Origin of the sequence: Mesorhizobium sp. CA6, from assembly GCF_020165035.1 — a bacterium.
Taxonomy (GTDB): domain Bacteria; phylum Pseudomonadota; class Alphaproteobacteria; order Rhizobiales; family Rhizobiaceae; genus Mesorhizobium.
The window spans coordinates 162627-182767 of the sequence record NZ_JAIUHI010000008.1 but is presented as its reverse complement, the minus strand read 5'-3'; the positions used below and the strand labels follow the sequence as shown (position 1 = coordinate 182767).

19 protein-coding genes are annotated in these 20141 nt (G+C 63.3%); 7 read left to right on the top strand and 12 right to left on the bottom strand.

The window, feature by feature from the left end; all coding sequences use genetic code 11:
- Positions 1–20: 20 nt before the first annotated feature.
- The 4 genes from LB526_RS14440 to LB526_RS14425 all read right to left on the bottom strand — a co-directional run bounded on the left by LB526_RS14440 (position 21) and on the right by LB526_RS14425 (position 2535).
- Positions 21–488, bottom strand: a complete 468-nt coding sequence (locus LB526_RS14440; RefSeq protein ID WP_224628153.1) for a YaiI/YqxD family protein — start codon at positions 486–488, stop codon at positions 21–23.
- Between the two features lie 66 nt (positions 489–554).
- Positions 555–1124: an S-(hydroxymethyl)glutathione synthase gene (gene gfa, locus LB526_RS14435; RefSeq protein WP_224511451.1), complete on the bottom strand. Its 570-nt coding sequence runs from the start codon at positions 1122–1124 to the stop codon at positions 555–557.
- Positions 1125–1147: 23 nt separating this feature from the next.
- Positions 1148–1408: a hypothetical protein gene (locus LB526_RS14430; RefSeq protein WP_224628152.1), complete on the bottom strand. Its 261-nt coding sequence runs from the start codon at positions 1406–1408 to the stop codon at positions 1148–1150.
- Positions 1408–2535 carry an S-(hydroxymethyl)glutathione dehydrogenase/class III alcohol dehydrogenase gene (locus LB526_RS14425; protein ID WP_224628151.1) on the bottom strand — a complete coding sequence of 376 codons (1128 nt, stop codon included), beginning with the start codon at positions 2533–2535 and terminating at the stop codon, positions 1408–1410. The genes LB526_RS14430 and LB526_RS14425 overlap by 1 nt, the downstream gene beginning before the upstream one ends.
- A 248-nt stretch (positions 2536–2783) precedes the next feature.
- Between LB526_RS14425 and LB526_RS14420 the strand changes: the two genes are divergently transcribed.
- Both LB526_RS14420 and dnaE read left to right on the top strand, forming a co-directional pair.
- On the top strand, positions 2784–4796 hold the full coding sequence (locus LB526_RS14420; RefSeq protein ID WP_224628150.1) for an acetyl/propionyl/methylcrotonyl-CoA carboxylase subunit alpha: 2013 nt from the start codon (positions 2784–2786) through the stop codon (positions 4794–4796).
- Between the two features lie 113 nt (positions 4797–4909).
- Complete coding sequence (gene dnaE / locus LB526_RS14415) at positions 4910–8434, top strand: DNA polymerase III subunit alpha (protein ID WP_224602670.1); 3525 nt, start codon at positions 4910–4912, stop codon at positions 8432–8434.
- Positions 8435–8580: 146 nt separating this feature from the next.
- On the opposite strand, the gene LB526_RS14410 is transcribed toward dnaE, so the two are convergent.
- Complete coding sequence (locus tag LB526_RS14410; RefSeq protein WP_224628149.1) at positions 8581–9468, bottom strand: DMT family transporter; 888 nt, start codon at positions 9466–9468, stop codon at positions 8581–8583.
- A 178-nt stretch (positions 9469–9646) separates the two neighbouring features.
- On the opposite strand from LB526_RS14410, the gene LB526_RS14405 reads away from it, so the two are divergent.
- On the top strand, positions 9647–10150 hold the full coding sequence (locus LB526_RS14405; protein ID WP_224628148.1) for a hypothetical protein: 504 nt from the start codon (positions 9647–9649) through the stop codon (positions 10148–10150).
- Positions 10151–10154: 4 nt separating this feature from the next.
- Here LB526_RS14405 and LB526_RS14400 read toward each other — a convergent pair whose 3' ends face one another.
- On the bottom strand, positions 10155–11483 hold the full coding sequence (locus LB526_RS14400) for a DNA polymerase IV (RefSeq protein ID WP_224628147.1): 1329 nt from the start codon (positions 11481–11483) through the stop codon (positions 10155–10157).
- A gap of 65 nt (positions 11484–11548) precedes the next feature.
- On the opposite strand from LB526_RS14400, the gene LB526_RS14395 reads away from it, so the two are divergent.
- Together LB526_RS14395 and LB526_RS14390 are read left to right on the top strand one after the other, a co-directional pair.
- Positions 11549–12124 carry a GNAT family N-acetyltransferase gene (locus LB526_RS14395; RefSeq protein ID WP_224543747.1) on the top strand — a complete coding sequence of 192 codons (576 nt, stop codon included), beginning with the start codon at positions 11549–11551 and terminating at the stop codon, positions 12122–12124.
- A gap of 149 nt (positions 12125–12273) precedes the next feature.
- Positions 12274–13851: a hypothetical protein gene (locus tag LB526_RS14390; RefSeq protein WP_224543748.1), complete on the top strand. Its 1578-nt coding sequence runs from the start codon at positions 12274–12276 to the stop codon at positions 13849–13851.
- 9 nt (positions 13852–13860) lie between these two features.
- Here LB526_RS14390 and LB526_RS14385 read toward each other — a convergent pair whose 3' ends face one another.
- Complete coding sequence (locus LB526_RS14385) at positions 13861–14514, bottom strand: hypothetical protein (protein ID WP_224543750.1); 654 nt, start codon at positions 14512–14514, stop codon at positions 13861–13863.
- Positions 14511–14810: a DUF3572 domain-containing protein gene (locus LB526_RS14380; protein ID WP_224543752.1), complete on the bottom strand. Its 300-nt coding sequence runs from the start codon at positions 14808–14810 to the stop codon at positions 14511–14513. The genes LB526_RS14385 and LB526_RS14380 overlap by 4 nt, the downstream gene beginning before the upstream one ends.
- A gap of 240 nt (positions 14811–15050) precedes the next feature.
- Here LB526_RS14380 and LB526_RS14375 point away from each other — a divergent pair, with 240 nt between their 5' ends.
- On the top strand, positions 15051–15422 hold the full coding sequence (locus LB526_RS14375) for a response regulator (protein WP_027166515.1): 372 nt from the start codon (positions 15051–15053) through the stop codon (positions 15420–15422).
- 31 nt (positions 15423–15453) lie between these two features.
- Positions 15454–16827, top strand: a complete 1374-nt coding sequence (locus LB526_RS14370) for a PleD family two-component system response regulator (RefSeq protein WP_224628144.1) — start codon at positions 15454–15456, stop codon at positions 16825–16827.
- A 440-nt stretch (positions 16828–17267) separates the two neighbouring features.
- On the opposite strand, the gene rpmG is transcribed toward LB526_RS14370, so the two are convergent.
- The 4 genes from rpmG to LB526_RS14350 all read right to left on the bottom strand — a co-directional run bounded on the left by rpmG (position 17268) and on the right by LB526_RS14350 (position 20079).
- Positions 17268–17435, bottom strand: coding sequence for a 50S ribosomal protein L33 (gene rpmG / locus LB526_RS14365; RefSeq protein WP_006201775.1), 168 nt, complete (start codon positions 17433–17435; stop codon positions 17268–17270).
- Positions 17436–17591: 156 nt separating this feature from the next.
- The gene (locus tag LB526_RS14360; protein WP_224601585.1) at positions 17592–18050 is read right to left on the bottom strand and encodes a hypothetical protein; all 459 of its coding nucleotides are present in this window, start codon (positions 18048–18050) and stop codon (positions 17592–17594) included.
- 92 nt (positions 18051–18142) lie between these two features.
- On the bottom strand, positions 18143–19318 hold the full coding sequence (locus LB526_RS14355; RefSeq protein ID WP_224628142.1) for an MFS transporter: 1176 nt from the start codon (positions 19316–19318) through the stop codon (positions 18143–18145).
- A 20-nt stretch (positions 19319–19338) separates the two neighbouring features.
- Positions 19339–20079, bottom strand: coding sequence for an NUDIX hydrolase (locus LB526_RS14350; protein ID WP_140840325.1), 741 nt, complete (start codon positions 20077–20079; stop codon positions 19339–19341).
- Between the last annotated feature and the right edge of the window lie 62 nt (positions 20080–20141).

The window sequence follows — 20141 nt, the reverse complement described above, 5'->3', positions numbered from 1 at the left end:
AGGCCCTTGAAGACGTTGGATCAGTCCGGTGTGACGGATTTGAGCGCGCGCCGCAAGATGCGGTCGAGCTCGCCCAGAAACTGCGAACGGTCCTTCGGTGTGAAGGAGGCATTGAAGCCCCGGCTTTCGCCGGTCTCGCGCAGATGCTGCTTGAGATCGCGCATCGCCACCGCCATGCCGATGGTTTCCGGGGTGAAGGGGCGGCCGGTAGGGCCGAGCACATGCGCGCCGAGCGCCACCGTGCGCGCGGCAAGCGGGATGTCGGCCGTTATCACGACATCGTTTGCCCTGGCGTTCTCGGCGATCCAGTCGTCGGCCGCATCCGCGCCTTTGGAGACGACGACGTTGCGGATCATCGGATCGCGCGACGGCCGCAGGCCGCCATTGGAGACATAGGTGACGACGACGCCGTGGCGCTCCGCGACCTTCTCGACCTCGGCTTTCACCGGGCAGGCATCGGCATCGACATAGATGATGGGCTCGGGCATCGTTACTTCCAAACGAATATGGGGCCGGCGTGTCAGCCAGCCCCATGGCAGAAATCGCGAGATTTGTCAGGCCGCCAAGGCTCCCGACTTCTTGGCTGTCCAAGTGGCGATATAGTCCATCAGGCCGGGGCTGAGGCAGTCATAGGGCTCGAGTCCGATCGACTTCAGCTGGCCGCGGATGCCGTCCATGCGGCTCGGATCGACGCCGGATTCGATGATCGACGACACGAAAGCGGCGAAGCCCGGCGGCGACCAGCCATCCTCCTCGAAACGTTCGGGATGGATGAAGGACAGGCCCTTGAAGGGATGGTCGCGCTCGACCGGGCCGTACATGTGGACGCCGCAGCTTGTGCAGGCATGGCGCTGGATCAGCGCCGAGGGGTCGACCACCTTGAGCTTGTCGCCGTTTTCGGTGACGGTGACGTCGCCGGTGCCGGCAACGGCCACCACCGAGAAGATGGCGCCTTCCGGCTTCCAGCACTTGGTGCAGCCGCAGGCATGATTGTGGGCGATCTGGCCCTTGACCTTCACCTTCACCGGATTGCTGGTGCATAGGCAAACCAGCGTGCCGCCGGAGAAGGATGCGCTTTCCCTCGGCAAGCCATTGTCGATCGAATGATGCAGTTTTTCAGCCATTCCCGTTTCCTCCCATTTTTTGGTCATGCCGACCCTGTGTCGATGACCACCTCACCTTCCATGAAGTGCACCTTCAGCAGTCGGTGCACCTCGCTCAAGCTCCTCCTCAAGAACCTGCTATGCACGAGATAGGCGATTTCGTCTTTCGCGCGATCGATCTCCTCCAGGTCGATTTCGACGTGCTTGTTCTCCCGAAAACTGCGCCACAGATCCTCGCCGAAGTTCTGTATCCGATGGATCGTCGACTTCTCGTGGTCGATGAAGCGAATTCGAACTTCCTTCACTAGTAAACCACGACGCTGCGGATCGACTTGCCCTCATGCATGAGGTCGAAACCCTTGTTGATGTCCTCCAGCTTCAACGTATGCGTGATCATCGGGTCGATCTGGATTTTTTTCTCCATGTACCAGTCGACGATCCTCGGCACATCGGTGCGGCCGCGCGCGCCGCCGAAGGCGGTGCCCATCCAGGTGCGGCCGGTGACCAGCTGGAAGGGTCTGGTCGCAATCTCCTGGCCGGCGCCGGCAACGCCGATGATGACCGACTTGCCCCAGCCGCGATGCGAGGCTTCCAGCGCCTGGCGCATCACCTTGGTGTTGCCGGTGCAGTCGAAGGTGTAGTCGGCGCCGCCGATCTGGTCGGCACCGCGCTTGGTCATGTTGACCAGGTAAGGCACGATGTCGCCGTCGATCTCCTTCGGATTGACGAAATGCGTCATGCCGAATTTCTCGCCCCAGGCCTTCTTGTCGTTGTTGACATCGACGCCGATGATCATGTCGGCGCCGGCAAGGCGAAGGCCCTGGATGACGTTGAGGCCAATGCCGCCGAGGCCGAAGACCACGGCGGTGGCGCCCTGCTCGACCTTGGCGGTGTTGATGACCGCGCCGATGCCAGTGGTCACGCCGCAGCCGATGTAGCAGATCTTGTCGAAGGGGGCGTCGGGATTGACCTTGGCCACCGCGATCTCCGGCAGCACGGTGAAGTTGGAGAAGGTCGAGCAACCCATGTAGTGAAAGAGCTTGTCCTTGCCCATCGAGAAGCGCGAGGTGCCGTCGGGCATCAACCCTTGCCCCTGCGTGGCGCGGATGGCGGTGCAGAGATTGGTCTTGCGCGACAGACAGGACGGGCACTGCCGGCATTCGGGCGTATAGAGCGGGATGACATGGTCGCCCTTCCTGACCGAGGTCACGCCCTTGCCGACATCCACCACGATGCCCGCGCCCTCATGGCCGAGGATCGCCGGGAACAGCCCTTCCGGATCGGCGCCCGACAGTGTGAACTCGTCGGTGTGGCAGATGCCGGTCGCCTTGACCTCGACCAGCACCTCGCCTTCGCGCGGCCCTTCGAGGTCCACCTCCATGATCTCCAGCGGCTTTCCGGCGGCAACGGCTACGGCGGCACGCGTTTTCATGAGGCACTCCTCCCAAGCGATCTGTAAGTTTCAGCTAACGGCAAGCTGTCGGTAGCGAATGCCAGCCTGCCGCCCCTTTGGTGTTGGGATAACATTAGCGAGTTCCGCGCTGGCGGCCAACGTCTCTTGCGACGTTTTTCGGCGCGGTTCCTGCAATCGGTGCCAGCCGTGGGAGCCGGCCGTGGGCTCTTGAGGCGCACCGGAATTGTCCATAGAACTGGACCGCTTCGCCGGAGGACGACATCCGAATGTTCAAGAAGATCCTGATCGCCAATCGCGGCGAGATCGCCTGCCGCGTGATCAAGACGGCGCGCAATATGGGCATTGCCACTGTTGCGGTCTATTCGGATGCCGATCGCGATGCCATGCATGTCGAAATGGCCGACGAAGCGGTGCATATCGGGCCTCCGCCGGCGGCACAGAGCTATCTGTTGCCTGAGAAGATCATCGCCGCCTGCAAACAAACCGGCTCGGAAGCCGTGCATCCGGGCTATGGCTTCCTGTCAGAGCGCGCTTCTTTCTGCGAGGCGCTTGAGAAGGAGGGTATCGTCTTCATCGGGCCGAAGTCCAAGGCTATCAAGGCCATGGGCGACAAGATCGAATCGAAGAAGTTCGCCAACGAGGCCAAGGTCTCGACCGTGCCCGGACGGCTGGGCGTCATCGAAGACGCCGACCATGCCGAAAGGATCGCCGGCGAGATCGGCTATCCGGTGATGATCAAGGCCTCGGCCGGCGGCGGCGGCAAGGGCATGCGCATCGCCTGGAGCAAATCGGAGGTGCGCGACGGTTTCGAGCGGGCGCGTTCGGAAGCGAAAAGCTCCTTCGGCGACGACCGCGTCTTCATCGAAAAGTTCGTCATCGATCCTCGCCATATCGAAATCCAGGTGCTGGCCGACGCGCATGGCACGGCAGTCTATCTCGGCGAGCGCGAATGCTCGATCCAGCGCCGCAACCAGAAAGTGGTGGAAGAAGCGCCGTCGCCGTTCCTCGATGCCAAGACCAGAAAGGCGATGGGCGAGCAGGCGGTGGCCCTGGCCAAGGCCGTCGACTACCAGAGCGCCGGCACCGTCGAGTTCATCGTCGACAAGGACAAGAATTTCTATTTCCTTGAAATGAATACGCGATTGCAGGTCGAGCACCCGGTGACCGAGCTGGTCACCGGCATCGATCTGGTCGAACAGATGATCCGCGTTGCCGCCGGCGAGAAGCTCGGCATCAAGCAGAGCGACGTGAAGCTCAACGGCTGGGCGGTGGAGAGCCGCCTTTACGCGGAGGATCCCTTCCGCAACTTCCTGCCGTCGATCGGCCGGCTGACGCGATACCGGCCGCCGGAAGAAGGCAGGTTCGGCGATGTCGTGGTCCGCAACGACACCGGCGTCACCGAAGGCTCGGAAATCTCGATGTTCTATGACCCGATGGTGGCCAAGCTCTGCACCTGGGCGCCGACAAGGCTGGAAGCCATCGACGCCATGTCAGAGGCGTTGGACAAGTTCATCGTCGACGGCATCGAGCATAACATCCCGTTCCTTTCGGCGCTGATGCAGCATCCGCGCTGGCGCGAGGGGCGGCTGTCGACAGGCTTCATCGCCGAGGAATATCCGGACGGTTTTTCGCCGGTCGCGCCGGATGGCGAGGAGAGGGCGGTATTCGCCGCCGTCGCAACGGCGATCGAACTGCTGCGCCGCGACCGGCTCGACCGCCTCAGCGGCCGGCTGGCGCCGCATTCAGGACATCTCAAGCGCGATTGGGTGGTAAAGATCGGCGCTGACTATCTGCCGGTCGAGATCGTCGACGGCATGATTTCCATCCCGACGGAGGTCGATCTGTCGATCGATGGCGGCAAGCCGCTGACCGTCGCCTCGGACTGGCGGCCGGGCGACGCGATCTGGCAGGGCACGATCGGCGCCGACAAGGTCGCGGCGCAGATCCGTCCGACGCTGAACGGTTTGCGCATCGCCTGGAAAGGCATGTCGGTGACGGCACGCGCCATGCTGCCGCGGATCGCTGAGCTCGAAAGGCTGATGCCGGAGAAGCTGCCGCCCGACACCTCGAAGATGCTGCTTTGCCCGATGCCTGGTCTCGTCGTCTCGATCGCCGTGGCGGAGGGGCAGGAAGTCAAGGCCGGCGAGACGCTGGCCGTGGTCGAGGCGATGAAGATGGAAAACGTGCTGCGCGCCGAACGCGACCTCACGATAGCCAAGCTCAACGCGAAGCCCGGCGACAGCCTGGCGGTCGATGCGGTGATCATGGAGTTTGCCTGACAAAGGGCGGTGCGGGACGCAAGCCTGTGTCGCGGTCGATTGTGCTGGACTGGCATGGCCCCGTCCGGGACAATACATCTGCACCGATGAGTCTTGGCACAGCGTGAAAAAACATGGCGGATGAACGACTTCCACGCGATCCTTTGCAGCGCGAAGCGGCAGTGAAGGCCAGCCGGCCCGAAACGCCGGCGCGTAGGTTCATCCATCTGCGCGTGCATTCGGCCTATTCGCTGCTCGAAGGCGCGCTTCAGCTTGGCGCGATCGTCGGCCATGCGGTCAAGGACGAGGCGCCGGCGATCGCGGTCACCGATACCAATAACCTGTTCGGCGCGCTCGAATTCGCCCAGAAGGCGGTCAAGGAAGGTATCCAGCCGATCATCGGCTGCCAGATCGATCTGGCCTTTTCCGGCGAGGTGAGCGACGGCCAGCGCGACCGCCGCCGCCACGGCCCGGACATGTCGCCGGTCGTTCTGATCGCCGCCAGTGAGGACGGCTACAGCAATCTCGTGCGGCTGATCAGCAAGGTCTATCTGGAGACGCCGCCAGGCGAGCCGGTGCATCTGACCAGCGCTATGCTGGAAGATCAGTGCGACGGGCTGATCTGTCTGACCGGTGGGCCGCGCGGTCCGATCGGCAGTGCGCTCAAAGCGGACCGGCGCGACCTCGCTGAACAGCGGTTGCTGTTCCTCAAAGGCCTGTTCGGCGACAGGCTTTATGTCGAGCTGGAGCGGGTCGCCGGCTACGACCGCATGGTCGAGAAATCGACCGTCGACCTTGCCTATACGCATGACCTGCCCCTGGTCGCAACCAACGAGGCCTTCTTCTCCAAACGCGAGGATTACGAGGCGCATGACGCGCTGATTGCGATAGCCGAAGGCTCGGTGGTTGCCGCCGACAACCGCCGGCGGCTTTCGCCTGACAATTTCCTGCGCGGGCAGGCAGAGATGGCGCGCCTCTTTTCCGACTTGCCCGAAGCGATCGACAACACGGTCGAGATCGCAATGCGCTGCTCCTACTATCCGAAGACCCGCAGCCCGATCCTGCCGCGCTTTACCGGCGCCGATGCCGCCGACAAGGACGCAGCCGAGAAGGCGGAGGCGGCCGAGCTTGCCCGGCAGGCGCGCGAAGGTCTGGAGGCGCGGCTGGCCGCGCACGGGCCGACGCCCGGCTACACGGTCGAGCAATATCGCGAGCGGCTCGAATTCGAGCTCGGCATCATCGAGAAGATGAAGTTCCCGGGTTACTTCCTGATCGTTGCCGACTTCATCAAATGGGCGAAGGCGCAAGGCATTCCCGTCGGGCCGGGGCGCGGTTCGGGCGCCGGCTCGCTGGTCGCCTATTCGACCACCATCACCGACATCGACCCGCTGCGTTTCTCGCTGCTGTTCGAGCGCTTCCTCAATCCGGACCGGGTGTCGATGCCGGACTTCGACATCGACTTCTGCCAGGACCGGCGCGAGGAAGTCATCCGCTACGTCCAGCAGAAATACGGCCGCGACCAGGTCGGGCAGATCATCACCTTCGGAACGCTGCAGGCGCGCGCGGTGCTGCGCGATGTCGGCCGCGTGCTGCAGATGCCTTACGGTCAGGTCGACAAGCTCTCCAAGATGGTGCCGCAGAACCCGGCCAATCCGGTCAAGCTGGCGGACGCCATCGCCAACGAGCCGCGCTTCGCCGAGGAGGCGGAGAAGGAGCCGATCGTGCAGACGCTGCTCGACACGGCGCAGAAGCTCGAAGGCCTCTACCGCCATGCTTCGACGCATGCCGCGGGCATCGTCATCGGCGACCGTCCGCTGTCCGAACTGGTGCCGATGTACCGCGATCCGCGCTCGGACATGCCGGTCACCCAGTTCAACATGAAATATGTCGAGCAGGCGGGGCTGGTGAAGTTCGACTTCCTCGGCCTGAAGACGCTGACGGTGCTGGAAACGGCAGTGAAGCTGATACGGCGGCGCGGCGTCGACATCGATCTCGCCAAGATACCGCTCGACGACCCCGACACCTACGCGATGCTGTCGCGCGGCGAGGTGGTCGGCGTGTTCCAGGTTGAAAGTGCCGGCATGCGCAAGGCGCTGATCGGCATGCGGCCGGACTGCATCGAGGACATTATCGCGCTGGTGGCGCTCTATCGCCCCGGCCCGATGGAGAATATCCCGACCTACAACGCCAGAAAGCATGGCGAGGAGGAGATGGCCTCGATCCATCCCAAGATCGACCATCTGGTGAAGGAGACCCAAGGCGTCATCGTCTACCAGGAACAGGTGATGCAGATCGCGCAGGAGCTTTCCGGCTATTCGCTCGGCGAAGCCGACCTCCTGCGCCGCGCCATGGGCAAGAAGATCCGCGCCGAGATGGACAAGCAGCGAGAGCGCTTCGTCACGGGCGCGGTCGAGCGCGGCGTCTCAAAGCCGCAGGCCGATTTCATCTTCGACCTCCTGGCCAAGTTCGCCGACTACGGCTTCAACAAGTCGCACGCCGCGGCCTATGCGGTCGTTTCCTACCAGACCGCCTATCTCAAGGCGCATTACCCGGTCGAGTTCCTCGCGGCGTCGATGACGCTCGACATGAGCAATACCGACAAGCTGGCCGATTTCCGCCAGGACGCCATGCGCCTCGGCATCGAGGTGGTGCCGCCGTCGGTGATGTCGAGCTTCCGTCCCTTCGAGGTCGGCGAGAACAAGATCTTCTATTCGCTGGCGGCGCTGAAAGGCGTCGGCGACGCGGCGGTCGAGCACATCGTCGAGAAGCGCGGCGAAAAGCCGTTCAAGAACCTTGCCGATTTCTGCGAGCGGGTCGATCCCAAGATCGTCGGCAAGCGCGTCTTCGAAAGCCTGATCATGGCGGGCGCGCTGGATTGCTTCGGCCACGACCGCGCGCAGATGATGGCCGGCGTCGAGCGGATGATGGGCCTGGCGTCGCTGGCGCAGCAAAACGCCATCTCCGGCCAGGCTGACATTTTCGGCGCTTCGCTTGGGAGCCAGTCGCAGGCTCTCAACCTGCCGGCGACCGATCCGTGGCTTGCCGCCGACAAGCTGCACCGTGAATTCCAGATCGTCGGCTTCTATCTTTCGGCGCATCCGCTCGACGAGTACAAGTCCGCGCTGCAGAAGATGCGGGTGCAGAACTGGGCGGAATTCTCGGCTGCGGTCAAACGCGGCGCCGCCGCTGGGCGTCTTGCCGGCACGGTCACCTCCAAGCAGGAGCGCAAGACCCGTACCGGCAATAAGATGGGCGTGGTGCAGTTTTCCGACACGACGGGACAGTATGAGGCCGTACTGTTTTCCGAAGGCCTGGCGCAGTATCGCGACATGCTGGAGCCCGGCAGTTCGGTGGTGATTATGGTTGCGGCCGAAGACAGGCCTGAGGGCGTGAACCTGCGCATCAACTCGGTGCAATCACTGGACGACGAAGCCAGCCGCATCCAGAAAGCGCTGCGCATCTTTGTCAGGGACGATGGACCATCGTCAATCATTCAATCGCAACTCAAACAGCGTGGCGACAGTCAAGTCAGCATCATCGTTCTCAAGGGAGAGGCGCAGGGCGAGATTGAGATCGGTCTGGGTAATTATCGCGTCTCGCCGCAGATCGCCTCCGCCATGCGCGCGGTGCAGGGCGTGGTGGACGTGGAGCTGGTCTAGGTTGTGTTGATATTCAGGTGATGCCAGCCTGCAAATGCTGGTTTTCTGCGCTTCCGGTGCTCACGGACCCGAATGTCCGCTCCGCTCCGGTTCTCGAAAGCCACCATTTTCGGCTTGGCCTGACCTGAATCTCAACACACCCGAGCTCAGGGCGTTGCCGCCTCCGCCTCTGCCACCCGCGGCGTCTTCTTCTGCAGGTTGAGCAAATTGCCGGCGAGAATCAGAGCCGCGCCACCCGCGGTGAAGACGTCGATCTGCTCATGGTAGAGCAGCCAGCCGACCAGCGCCGTCAGAGGCACGCGCAGGAAGTCCATCGGCGAGATGATCGTGGCATCGGCATGGACCAGCGCACGGGCCAGGCAGAAATGCGACGACATGCCGGTGAAGGCGATGACGAAGATCCATGGCCAGAGCCCTGGCGAAGGGTTGTGCCAGCTGTAGAGAGCCGGGATCAGGCCAACCGCCGACTGGATGATCAGCATCCAGAAGATGATGCGCACCACGCTTTCGGTTTTGGTCATCGACTTGACCAGCACCATCGAGATGCCGAAGCAGACCGCGGCGCCCAAGACGACGAGGTGGCCGGGATCCATCGAGCCGGCGCTGGGGCGCACGATGACGAGCACGCCGATCAGGCCAAGCACGATCGCCGTGAGCTTCGACCGGGACAGTCTTTCCCCCAGAAAGCTGACCGCCAGGATCGCCGTCCAGATCGGCGTGGTGAACTCGATCGAGATCAGCACGGCGAGCGGAATGAGCGTCAGCGCGTAGAGCCAGGCGGCCTGGCCGGTATAGTGGATCATGTTGCGGACGATATGGGCGAACGGGCGCTCACTGCGCATCGCGGCAAAACCGCCGCTCATCATCACCAGCGGCAAAAGGATGAAGAAACCGATCACCGAGCGCAGCTCGAGCACCTGGAAGACGTTGAGCTCGGCCGTCGTCTCGCGGCCGGCAACCGACATCGCCAGCATCGAGGCGATTGACAGAGCCATCCAGAACGCGGCTTTTGGGATAGAGGGAGCGGGCGCCATTTGAGCCCTATGTCGCAAGCCCGAACCCGGGCCGCAACCGTTAGTGGCGTCATTCCACTGGGCCAGCGGAGCGGGCGTCAAAAAATCGTCATCGCGGCGGCGGAACCTGGCGGCTGAGCACCCGTTAAGTCCACGCCTTCCGTCGGAGGGCGCATGATCGCGAGAGGGAAACGTCTTGATGAAATCGACCGCCGCTTTGCTGGCCGCCGCCTGTTTTTTCTGCGCGACGGGCGCGCATGCCGACGAGGCGGCTTTCCTGCGATCGCTGCAGGGGAAGTTCTCCGGTAAGGGGATGGTCAGGATCAGAACGAACACGCCGGTGATGAACATCAACTGCAACTTCACTTCGGACGCGACGGCGGACTCGCTCTCGCTTGACGGCACCTGTCGTACGTTGTTGATCATGTCGCGGGAAATCCGCGCCGACCTGAAGGTCGACGGGGCGAGCTACACTGGCACTTACATAGGTTCGCGCAGCGGACCTGCCGGGCTCAGCGGAAGCCGCAAGGGCGACGCAATCAACCTCGACATCCACTGGGCGAAAGTCGTCAATGGCGACCGCAATGCGGAGCTGACCGTAGAAAAGATCGGGCCGGACAATATGCGCATGACGGTGACCGACATGGATCCGGCAACCGGCAAGATGGTGGTGACGAGCCGGATCGACCTCAAGCGGACCTGACCCTTCAATCTTCCAGCGGCTCGGGCGGATTGGCGGCGCGGCCCTTGCCGAATGTATAGCCGGTCTCGACGGCTTTCCTGCCGAACTTGTCGCGCAGCGTGTCCATCGCGCCTTCGGCAAGCGCGCGCTTGCGCGACTGCACGTCGACCAGATCCGGCGGATCGGCCTTTTGGTCGTCGGAGAGGTCGCTGACGCCGATTCCGAGCAGGCGGAATTTTGTGCCGTCGGCCTCGCGGCGCAGCAGGTCGAGCCCGGTCTGGAAAATGCGGTCGGCCAGGCGCGTCGGGTCGCCGAGCTGGCGGTTACGGGTCCGTATCTTGAAATCCTGCGTCTTCAGCTTCAGCACCACGGTGCGGCCGGCGATGCCGGATCTCTTCAGTCGCGCCGAGACCTTTTCCGACAGCCCGCGCAGCACCGGCACCAGCTCCGCCAGGGCTCCGATGTCGTTGTCGAAGGTGGTTTCGGCCGAGACGCTCTTGGCATCGCCGTCCGGATCGACCGGGCGGTCGTCCTCGCCTCGCGACAGGCGGTAGAGCCGGTCGCCCATCACGCCATAGCGGCGCATCAGGTCGCCGCGCTCCATGCGCTGCAGCTGCCCGATCATGCGGATGCCGTCGCGCTCCAGCGTCGCGGCCAGCGCCTTGCCGACACCCCAGATCATCGTCACCGGCTGCGCGGCGAGGAAGCTTGGCGCCTCGGCTTCGCCGATCACGGAAAAGCCGCGCGGCTTGCGGAGGTCCGAGGCAATTTTCGCCAGGAACTTGCAGTAGGAGAGGCCGGCCGAAACGGTGATGCCGAGCTCCTTTTCCACCGTCTGCGCGAAGCGCGCCAGCACCAGCGCCGGCGGCATGCCGTGCAGCCGCTCGGTACCGGCGAGGTCGAGAAAGGCCTCATCGATCGACAGCGGCTCGACCTGCGGCGTCAGCGCCTGCATCAACGCGCGCACCTGGCGGCCGACGCCGACATATTTTTCCATGTCGGGCGGGATCACCACCGCTTCGGGGCACAGTTCGAGCGCCTTGAACATCGGCATGGCCGAGCGGACGCCCTGGATGCGGGCGATATAGCAGGCGGTGGAAACGACGCCGCGCCGGCCGCCGCCGATGATGACAGGCCTGTCCTTCAGCGCGGGATTGTCACGCTTCTCGACCGCCGCGTAGAAGGCGTCGCAATCGATATGGGCGATCCGCAGCCGGTAGAGCTCGGCATGGCGGACAAGGCGCGGGCTGCCGCAGCGATCGCAGCGACGCGTCTCGCCGCGCTGGAGCGCCAGGCAGTCACGGCAAAAACCGTGTTCGGGATTGTTGACAGGAGCCGCCATCGCTGCGAACATAAAGAGAACAAATGCAATGGTACGACAGCGCAAGGCTGGCAACAAGCTTGGCCTGGGGAGAACGCATGAGCACGACCATCGCACCGCTGACTCCTGAACGCTGGCCCGATTTCGAGGACCTGTTCGGGAAGCAGGGCGCCTGCTACGGCTGCTGGTGCACGCATTTCCGGTTGTCGCCGGCGGAGCGCCGCGCCAGCGACAAGGAGCGCAACAAGGATCTCATCAAGGCGCGAATCGAAACGGGCCCGCCGCCGGGACTCTTGGCACTCGAGGAGGGCAAGGCCGTCGGCTGGATGCAGGTCGGCCCGCGCGCCGACATCCCCGAGTGGAACAATCAGGGCAGGGGCTCGGCCCCGGTCGATCCCGCCGATGCCGGCGACCCGGCCGTCTGGGCGATCTCCTGCTTCTTCATCCGCGCCAGGGCGAGGGGGCGGGGCATCACGCATCGCCTCGTCGAGGGCGGCATCGCTTTCGCCCGCGAGAATAAAGCCAGGCTGCTGGAAGCCTGCCCGATCGACCTGTCGCGCGATTCGCGCTCGATCGGGCTTTTCGTAGGCTCGTCGCGGGTGTTCGAGAAGGCCGGCTTCGAGAGGCTGGTGGAGCGCAAGCCCGGCCGGCCGCTGATGCGCCTTGTGCTTTAGGTACTGATGCGCCTTGTGCTTTGGGCGCTGATGCGCCTGGCGCTTTAGCCGAATGAGCTTTTGGCCTACAGTCGGCGTCTTGCGGCTGTTACGCTTCTTGCCTACCAGAAGCATGAATATTTCGTCTTCCGAAATCACGGAGAACTGACGTGAAGCGTATTTTGCCATTTGCCTTTGCCCTCGCGCTCAGCGCGCCGGCTTTTGCCCAGACCGTCGACAATCAAGGCGCCAAAGATCTTTCCGACAATCTGGCGCGCTATTTCGGCAAGCAGGCCTTCGACAAGGGCGTGCTCAAGGTTTCGGTCGAGGGCGACGCCTATAAGATTGCGCTTGACGTCAAGGCGCTCGTCAATGCGTTGCCGGAACAGAAGCTCCTGAAATTCGACATGGCGCCATACGCGCTGATGGTGAAGCCGCGCAGCGACGGATCCTGGGACGTCTCGTCGAATTTCTCGCAAGGCGCATCCTTCGAGTTCGAAGGACCGGAAGGCCGTCAGAGCATGGAGTTCACGATCAAGGACGGCAAGCTGACCAGCATCTACGATCCGGCCCTCGCCGCCTTCACCAGCGCGACCAGCTCATTGGCCGGAATGACTATGACGTCGCGGCAAGCCAAGCAGCAGGCAGATGTCTCGACTGGCGCCGGCACCGCCACCGTTACCGCGACCAAATCCGCCAATGGCGGCGTCGACTTCACGGCCACGCAGAAAGTCTCGGACTTCGTCGAGATGATCAAGGTGAACGATCCCGACAGCGGGATGAATTTTCCGCTCACCTTGAAGACGCCGGAACTTTCGGTGGACGCAAACGGCAAGGGCGTGCGGACGAAGCCGCTGCTCGACCTGCTTGCCTTTGCCGTGGCCAATGAGGATGAAGCCAAGCTCAAGGCCAACCAGGCTGAGCTCAAATCGTTGATGCTGGCCGCGCTGCCCATCTGGGAAAGGATCGACGGCAATTACGGCTTCAAGAATTTCGAGGTCGACAGCCCTGTCGGCAAGTTCGGCGCCACGCAATTCAGCACCGCATTCGGCATGGACGGCATCTCCCAGAACGGCAAGGTCGATTACGCGATCAAGGCTGCCGGTCTGACGATCCCGCATCAGACCCTGCCGGAATGGACCGCCCCATTGCTGCCCACCGACATCGACCTGCATTTCGGCGGCGCCAATATCGATCTCGATACGATGGCGAAAAAGGCGATCGAAGCCTTTGATCTCAATAAGAATCCGCCGCTGTCGGACGAATTCGGCAAAGCTTTGGTCGCCGATTTCAAGGCCAAGAATCCGAAGGTCGTGATCGGGCACAGCACAGTGAAGAACGGCGCCATCGAAGTTGCGCTGGAAGGCGAGATGACCTTTCCCGGCGAGAAACCCGATGCGAGCGTGACCGTCGATGTCGCCGGCTATGACAAGATCGTCGATGCCTTGAAGGAAGCCGCCAAAAGCGATGAGCAGATGGCGCAGGCCTTCCCCTTTGCCCTAGCCGTCAAAGGCTTTGGCAAGACGCTGCCGGATGGCCGGCTGGAGTGGACGATCAACACCAAGGCCGATGGATCGGTCACGGTCAACGGCGCGATGCTGAAGGGACCGGACGCCGCCCAGGACGACAGCGCGGGTCAGGATGACAATTCAGGCGATGACGGCGCGGACGGAACGGATGATTCCACCGGCGGAGACGATTCGGACGGCGGCGACAATGGTGGGGCCGGAGCGAAGCTGAAGCCCTGAGCGCTTGGGTTAAAGCCCGAGCGCGGCCGCGATCTTTGGCGCCGCATCGCGCCAGTCGTCGACCGAGATAATGTCTTCCGGCGTCGGCGGCAGGAAGGCGCGCAGCGAGTTGTCAGCCATCAAATGGAAGAGATGGGCATCCGCCACGGAGTTGCGCGCCGAAACCAGGTTGGAAGGCTGGTCGTCGACGAACGCGACGGGCCGACTTTTAAGGCCGCGCAGTTTGGCAATGGCCGGTCCCTTGGCCATCTCCGTCGTCAGCAGCGGGTAGTTGAGCCCCAGCGCATCGAGATGCGCGCGGCGCACGGCGCGGTGCTTGTGCGGCATGGCGGTCAGCATGACGATCTCGGCGCTTCGGCCGAGCATCGCGAGCGCATCCGCCGCGCCGTCAGTGATGCTTTGCCAATCCGCCTGGGCGTCGAAGAAATCGCCGAGCAGCGCCGTCACTTCCGGCTGCTCTATCAGCCGCCCGCTCACCGTCTCGGCGATGTTGCCGGTGAGGCGGAAGGAAGCCAGCGTCAGCCCGAAGCCGCGCGTTTTCAGGAAATGCGGGAAGGGCCGGACGAATTCGAGCACGACATCGTCGACATCGAGCACCAGCAGCGGCCGATCGTCGGCGGCAAGCTCTTCGATCTGCCGCGCCGTCTCGGAATCGTCGCTCATGTCGAGCGCTCGTGATCGTCGTCGCCGAGCGGAAGGGCGCGCAGCGCCTTGCCGACGGCGGCAGGCGGCGTGCCGGTCTCCTCGGCGAAGCGCAGCAGCGTCGGTTCGTGCGCCAGGATGAATTGCAGAACGCCGGCAAGGAAGCCTGGCTCAGCTGCGGCCCTGCGAATCGAGTTCGCCTCGATGCCGGTGATCGCCAGGAAGCGGGGCAGAAGCTCCGGGTCGGCGGCGACGAAGGCCAGGGCCTTGACGGCAATGGTTTCCGCTTCCTCGCGCATTGACGCTGCGTTCGCCATCGTTACCTTTGCAATGGTGGATTTTTTCGAGTCTCCTTCCGGAGTAACGGCAAGCGTCGCTTGCGGCAAGCCTCCGCTCTTTCCCATGCAACGTCCGAAGGTGGAATTGGTGCAGCTTTCCAACCTCCGGTTTCCGTTTCGTCAATCATATTGGGCTAGAGTGGAAACGGGTTGGGTGCGGTCCGAAGGGGACGCATTGCGACGGCCTTCGGCTTCGAGGGCGGTCGGGACGGGAAACTGATGGCTAAGAAGGTGATGATCGTCGAGGACAATGAGCTCAACATGAAGCTCTTTCGGGACCTCATCGAAGCCAGCGGTTACGAAACGGTTCGCACGCGCAATGGCCTGGAGGCGCTCGATCTCGCGCGCCAGCACCGGCCGGACCTCATCCTGATGGACATCCAGCTGCCGGAAGTGTCCGGCCTGGAAGTGACCAAATGGCTGAAGGAAGACGACGAATTGCATTCGATCCCCGTTATCGCCGTCACCGCCTTCGCCATGAAGGGCGATGAGGAGCGCATCCGCCAGGGCGGCTGCGAGGCCTATATTTCCAAACCGATCTCGGTGCCGCGCTTCATCGAGACGATCAAATCCTATCTGGGCGACGCCTGATGCCCGAGACCAGCAGAACCGGAGTTTTGAGATGACCGCGCGGATCCTCGTCGTCGACGATATCCCCGCCAATGTGCGGCTGCTGGAGGTTCGGCTGCTTGCCGAGTATTTCGAGGTGCTGACGGCCAATAACGGCCCGGATGCGATCGAGACCTGCGAGAACGGCAAGGTCGACGTCGTGCTGCTCGATGTGATGATGCCGGACATGGATGGGTTCGAGGTCTGCAAGCGCCTGAAGAGCGATCCGGCGACCTCGCATATCCCTGTCGTGATGATCACCGCGCTCGACCAGGTGTCGGACCGGGTACGCGGCCTCGAGGCGGGCGCTGACGATTTCCTGACCAAGCCCGTCAACGACCTGCAGTTGATGACACGCGTCAAGAGCCTGGTCAGGCTGAAGTCGCTGACCGACGAGCTCAGGCTGCGTGCCTCGACCACGCGCAATATCGGCATCGAGGAACTTCTGAGCCGCGATTTCGCGGCCGAAGACGCAAAGCCGCGGGTGCTGCTCATCGACGAGCGCAAAACTTCCGTCGAACGCATCCAGAAGATGCTGCGCAACACCGCCGAGCTCGATGTCGCGACCGACCCGAATGCGGGGTTCTTCCAGGCGGCCGAGACGGCGTATGAATGCGTGCTGATCTCGACCGCCTTCTCCGACTTCGATGCGCTGAGACTCTGCTCGCAGCTGCGTTCGCTCGACCGCACCCGCTTCCTGCCGATCATGCTGCTCGCAGACGAGGGCGAGGAGGGCCGCATCCTGCGTGGCCTGGAACTTGGCATCAATGACTACCTGATCCGGCCGATCGACCAGCACGAGCTGACGGCGCGCCTGCGCACACAGGTGCGGCGCAAGCGCTACAACGATCAGTTGCGCGCCAGCGTCGCCCAGACGATCGAGATGGCGGTGATCGACGGGCTGACCGGGCTGCACAACCGCCGCTACCTCGACAGCCATCTGCAGACGCTGTTCGATCGCGCCGTGGCGCGGCGGCGGCCCTTGTCGGTGATGATCACCGATCTCGATCGCTTCAAGTCGATCAACGATACCCATGGCCATGACGGCGGTGACGACGTTCTGCGCGAATTTGCCCGGCGGCTGCGCAAGAATGTGCGCGGCATCGACCTCGCCTGCCGCTTCGGCGGCGAGGAGTTCGTCGTGGTTATGCCGGACACCGACGGCGCGGTCGCCGAGAAGGTGGCCGAACGCATTCGCGCCGAGATCGCACAGGCACCTTTTGCCATCGGTGCCGACGGCAAGGCGATCGAGGTCACGGTCAGTGTCGGCGTGTCGTCGCTCCTGAAAGGGACCGATAGCGTCGCCGCGCTGATGAAGCGCGCCGACCTGGCGCTCTATGAGGCCAAAAGCGGCGGCCGCAACAGGGTGGTCGCCAAGGCTGCCTAAAACGCGTCGCGATCTTTCAGACCCCGCACGCGCCTGTCTTTATCCTGAAACCGGTTTCCACTTTCGGGAGACATGCTCGGCATAAAGGCGACGATTCTCCAGCGCTGCAACAGGGTTACGAATTTACCTTAACCCAAGCGATTCGTGAGCGGTGGTTAAGAAATGGTTGATTTTTATGAGGTCTTGCGCAAATCTGCGACGCATAGACAGAAGACGAGGCCGGCGCGAGGGTAGAGTAGCCGGCTCGATCCAAAAATACCCCATGATGCTCAGGTCCGCCGCATCTCCTGGGTCCGTGGGGTCGGCCGGCCGGCGCTGGCACATAGTGGCCTCCTCGTACCGCTGCCAACCGCCGACCGGCCCCCTTTTTGTCGTCCGGTCCTTCCTAAAACAAAAACGCCGCCCAGAGGGCGGCGTTTCGATTTCTCGGGATAACCAGATTACTTGATCTTGGTTTCCTTGAACTCGACGTGCTTCTTGGCGACCGGATCGTACTTGCGGAACGAGAGCTTGTCCGTCTTGGTACGGCTGTTCTTGCTGGTGACGTAGAAGAACCCGGTGTCGGCGGTCGACAGAAGCTTGATCTTGATGTTTGCGGCTTTGGCCATGATTTTCGTCCGTTAATGTTCGTGGAGTTTTGGCCGCTGAAGCACGGGGAAAACACCCGGACGCGGGAAACTTGGCGCGACACATAAAGAACGCGCCCGGAAAGTCAAGCCCGAGCGCCTTCTTCGCCTCATTTCGGCATGGCCCGTGTCCACGTCTCAAGCGTTATGCTCGACCAATTGCCCCGCCTTTTTCCAGTCGCCCGTGGTGTTCCACCAGCGGTTGGGATTGGCGCGGTCGTCAAGACCCTTGGAACGGCTGGCGAGCAGTGGCTGGATGCGGATGACGGGCTCCTGGTAGGAATGGGCCTGGAAAATCGCCTCGACGACACGGGCGGCGAGTGCCTGGTCGTCGGCGATCTCGAACGACACCTCGACGGTGCCGGGTCGCCGGCGCAGTTCGGTCTCAGCGCCGGCCGCGGCGCCTTCGAGCGGCCGGTAGCGCTCGATGCCTTGCGCCGACTGATAGGCGTTGGCGTCATACTTGCCCATGCGCAGCGGCGTGATCGCCACCACGGCCTCCATGATGCGCTCGACATCGGCGGCCGGCGCCTGGAATGTGACGAGCAGAAGCAGTTCCATCCTGAGGGATCTGGTTTCAAAGCCGCTGTCGACCATCGCAATTCTCCTACCTCGCGTCGGAGGCAGGTTATAGCAGGGGTGCTGCTGACACGGTGATGTCAGGATGCCCGACGCTTCAGCGGCATTGCCTAGAGAATCTTGCGCACCAGCCTGACCAGGATCAAAGCCATGTAGGCGGCGAAGAAGAAGGCCAGCGACCAGCCGAAGCCGGATGGGCCGAAGGCGTCCATGCCGATGCCGATCGCCTGCGGACCCAGCACCATGCCGACGCCATAGCAGAGCACGAAGGCAGCATTGGCGGATGCCAGTTCATGGCCGGACAGCTGCGAGCCGAGATGGGCAAGGCCGATCGTGTACATGGCGGCGACGACGCCGCCCCAGACGAACAGGAGGGTCGCCATCAGATGCCAGTTCTGTGCGAAGAATGGCATGAAGACCGTGCCGATGAGCCCGACCGTGGCGCAGGCCAGCAGCAGGTAGCGGCGGTCGGAAACGCGGTCGCTGATCATGCCGATCGGGATCTGCAGAAGCACATTGCCGAGCCCGATCATTGTCAGAAGCAGCGCGGCGTCGGCTTCCGAATAGCCGATACGGCTGCCATAGACGGGGAAGAGCGAGAAACCGCCGGTCTCGACGGCGCCGAAAACAAGCACGGCGAAGGTCGCGGTCGGCACCAGCCAGATGTAGCGCAGGAAGTGGCTGGTTTCGCTGTCGGCGACGATGCTCGGGCTCTCGTTGCGGGCCGCAAGCACCGGAATGGCGGCAAGCGTCACCAGCGCTATGGTGACGCCGAACGGCAGGAAGCCCGTGCTGCCGAGATGGGCGAACAGCCATGGTCCGGCGGCGAACCCGAGCGACAGCACGGTGGCGTAGATGCCAAGCACAAGGCCGCGCCGGTTCGGCGGGGCCGAGGTGCTGATCCAGAATTCCGAAAGGATGAACAGCACCGTCAGCGAGATGTGCAGGGCGACGCGGAGCGGAAACCACATCCAGAAATCCGGCGCGAAATGGAAACCGACGAAGGCGAGCGCGCCGATGGCAATCATCAACAGCATGGTCCAGGCGACGCCGAGCCGCATGGCGAGCGGCGTGGCCAAAGGCGCGCCGGCGATCGAGGCGAGGCCGGCGACAGCGGTGTTGAGACCGATCATCGAAGCGGAATGGCCGCGGCTTTCCAGAATGACGCTGAGCAGCGGCATGCCTAAGCCTATGGCGATGCCGACGACGCTGATCGAGGAGATCGCCGCGACCATTGGCAGCCAGTGTACGCGTTCGTCGCCCTGTTGTTGGGTATCGACCGTCATGAGATCAAAATGCTCTGCTTCTAAAGGACTTCGCGGACGAAGCGGTTGCGGACGAGCCGGAAGAACGGCACGGCGCCCCCCGGCCGCAACAATGGATCTTCGGCAAGCCGACTTTCCAGTTCTTCCAGGACCATGCCGGTGATGTCGGGGATGTCGGCCTTGCGGGCATCGGCAAGCGGCAGCCAGACGAGTTCTTCGAGTTCGTTCGTCGGACCGCCGCCGGGCAATTCCACGGCAACGTCGTGGCGCCAGGCGCTGAAAAAACGCGTATCGAAACGGCGCACGCGATTGGGCGGAGTGATGGCGCGGGCGACGAAGCGGAGCGCGTCCAGCGAGGGGATCACGCCGTGTTCGGCGAAACCCTGCCAGTCGCGCTTTGCGGTCGAGAAGGTGCCCTTGCGGCCGATCAGCAGGCCGGCTTCCTCATAGGTCTCGCGAATCGCCGACAGGGCGATTGCGCGGGCCCGCGCCGCGCTGGCACGGCCGGGGCCTGCGGCCAGCTTGCCTTCTTCCTCACCACCCAGAGGGGCAGCGACGGGAACGCGGCTGTCGGCGGGATCGGTGCGGCCGCCGGGGAAGACGAATTTTCCGGGCATGAAGGCGTGCCCGGCATGGCGCCGGCCCATCAGCACCAGAACGTCCTTGCCCCGGCGATCGAGCAGAATGAGGGTCGCCGCATCACGCGGACGCAACGCTCGGCCGCTGCGTACGGCCAGGCCCTTATCGAGCTTGTCGACATCCGCCTTGGTCATTCCTTCCATGCGCTCGACCTAGCGGAAACTTCCTTGATGCGAAAGTGGCTTGCGCGTCGCGGCCTTTGCAC

Excerpts from the sequence above, each read along its gene's own strand:
- LB526_RS14440 (WP_224628153.1), bottom strand. The coding sequence starts at position 488 with ATGCCCGAGCCCATCATCTATGTCGATGCCGATGCCTGCCCGGTGAAA.
- gfa (WP_224511451.1), bottom strand. The coding sequence starts at position 1,124 with ATGGCTGAAAAACTGCATCATTCGATCGACAATGGCTTGCCGAGGGAA.
- LB526_RS14425 (WP_224628151.1), bottom strand. The coding sequence starts at position 2,535 with ATGAAAACGCGTGCCGCCGTAGCCGTTGCCGCCGGAAAGCCGCTGGAG.
- LB526_RS14420 (WP_224628150.1), top strand. The coding sequence starts at position 2,784 with ATGTTCAAGAAGATCCTGATCGCCAATCGCGGCGAGATCGCCTGCCGC.
- dnaE (WP_224602670.1), top strand. The coding sequence starts at position 4,910 with ATGGCGGATGAACGACTTCCACGCGATCCTTTGCAGCGCGAAGCGGCA.
- LB526_RS14410 (WP_224628149.1), bottom strand. The coding sequence starts at position 9,468 with ATGGCGCCCGCTCCCTCTATCCCAAAAGCCGCGTTCTGGATGGCTCTG.
- LB526_RS14405 (WP_224628148.1), top strand. The coding sequence starts at position 9,647 with ATGAAATCGACCGCCGCTTTGCTGGCCGCCGCCTGTTTTTTCTGCGCG.
- LB526_RS14400 (WP_224628147.1), bottom strand. The coding sequence starts at position 11,483 with ATGTTCGCAGCGATGGCGGCTCCTGTCAACAATCCCGAACACGGTTTT.
- LB526_RS14395 (WP_224543747.1), top strand. The coding sequence starts at position 11,549 with ATGAGCACGACCATCGCACCGCTGACTCCTGAACGCTGGCCCGATTTC.
- LB526_RS14385 (WP_224543750.1), bottom strand. The coding sequence starts at position 14,514 with ATGAGCGACGATTCCGAGACGGCGCGGCAGATCGAAGAGCTTGCCGCC.
- LB526_RS14380 (WP_224543752.1), bottom strand. The coding sequence starts at position 14,810 with ATGGCGAACGCAGCGTCAATGCGCGAGGAAGCGGAAACCATTGCCGTC.
- LB526_RS14375 (WP_027166515.1), top strand. The coding sequence starts at position 15,051 with ATGGCTAAGAAGGTGATGATCGTCGAGGACAATGAGCTCAACATGAAG.
- LB526_RS14370 (WP_224628144.1), top strand. The coding sequence starts at position 15,454 with ATGACCGCGCGGATCCTCGTCGTCGACGATATCCCCGCCAATGTGCGG.
- rpmG (WP_006201775.1), bottom strand. The coding sequence starts at position 17,435 with ATGGCCAAAGCCGCAAACATCAAGATCAAGCTTCTGTCGACCGCCGAC.
- LB526_RS14360 (WP_224601585.1), bottom strand. The coding sequence starts at position 18,050 with ATGGTCGACAGCGGCTTTGAAACCAGATCCCTCAGGATGGAACTGCTT.
- LB526_RS14355 (WP_224628142.1), bottom strand. The coding sequence starts at position 19,318 with ATGACGGTCGATACCCAACAACAGGGCGACGAACGCGTACACTGGCTG.
- LB526_RS14350 (WP_140840325.1), bottom strand. The coding sequence starts at position 20,079 with ATGGAAGGAATGACCAAGGCGGATGTCGACAAGCTCGATAAGGGCCTG.